Raw genomic sequence first — 1421 nt, forward strand, 5'->3', positions numbered from 1 at the left:
TGCGCAAACGCCGCAGTCATGATGACGACGAGCTGATCCTGGGGTGGCTCAGGACGTACGAGGGCGCGCAGCCGTCGCTGGTCGACGCCGCGCGGTGGATCCCGCCCGACGCGTACTGGTCGCACGTGCTGGCCCGGCTCCTGCAGGACGCGCTCGCCACGACCGCCCTGCTCCGTACCGCGGTGGCCGTCGCCGACCACGGCTTGGAGGACGGCCTGGCGCGCTCCGCCGCGTTCATCCGCGCCGCCGACGCCGACACCGGCCGGGTCGCGCCGCGCTCCACCCGCCCGGTGCCGGGCCTCACCGGCCTGCCGGCCCATCCCATCGCGTACGTCTGCGACATTCACCGCAGATTGAACAACGGGACGCCCCACGACGCGAAGTTCGCGGCCTACATCCGGCCGCGGCTGGCGTGCGCCCGCGACTTCGCCCAGGTCGTCATCCGGTCGATCGCGGCCGAGCTCTATGCGTATCCGGGGGCCCCGCTGTACGTACGGCAGAGCTGGGCCAGGTCGGACCTGCGGAACTGGCGCGCGGGCGCCGGGTACGGCCGCGCCCGGCCGCCCGCCGAGTGGGACGGCATCCCGCCCTGGACCATCCCCCTCCTCGGGCACGAGGACCCGCTCTCCCGGCGGCTCGCGGCCTCGCCGGACGCCGCTGCCGCCGAGGTGGAGGTGGTCGGTGACCTGCTGTGGTACGCCGACCTCGTCGACGCCCTGGCCGAGCTGTACGGAAACGACGCCGCGCCGGCGACGCCGGGCATCGGTGCTCCGTGGTTCGACCACGATCCGCCTCCGCCGGACGAGCCGCTGACCCCGCGGCTGGACTCCGTGACGCTGGCCGTCTCGGGCGTCGCGCAGCTCGTCGCACTCGGCGGCACTCCGCCCAAGGGTGTACGGACCTGGCGCGGTCTCACCGAGGGCCTGCTGGCCGGCACCGCGATCGCCGAGGCGCTCATCGGCGAGTTCTCCGTACCGGCGCCCCTGGCCGCCCTGGACGGTGTGGACGTGCCCGGCGCGGCCGTCCGCTTCCGGGTGGCGCGGGACGCCCGCACGCTGGCCGGATGGTCGGAGTACATGGGCAACTGCATCGCCGGGCCCTACTACCTGGAGGAGGCCAGGACGGGCCGGTCCTGCTTCGCCGGGCTGTACGACGAGGACGGGACCCTTCTCGTCAACGTCGAGCTGATCCCCCGCCGACCCGCCGCGCGGGGCTGGCGGGTGGGCGAGATCGCGGCGAGGTTCAACGACACGCCCGACCCGGCCCTGGAGCAGCGGTTCAGGGCCTGGGTCGACACGATCCCCGGCCCGGTCGCCGGAGACGCGGCCGCCGATCCCGCGCCGCCGGATGACGCGCCACCCGTGCGCCCCGCCCGGAAGCGCTCCGCGTCCCGCCTGATCGAGGAGGCCGGACCGGCGCTC

1 protein-coding gene is annotated in these 1421 nt (G+C 75.1%); it reads left to right on the forward strand.

What is annotated here, in order from left to right:
• A partial coding sequence (locus ACFFNX_RS49985; protein WP_378213528.1) for a hypothetical protein occupies positions 1-1421 on the forward strand: 1421 nt, incomplete at both ends.

The organism is Actinoallomurus acaciae (genome assembly GCF_042429965.1).
Classification (GTDB): Bacteria; Actinomycetota; Actinomycetes; order Streptosporangiales; family Streptosporangiaceae; genus Actinoallomurus; species Actinoallomurus acaciae.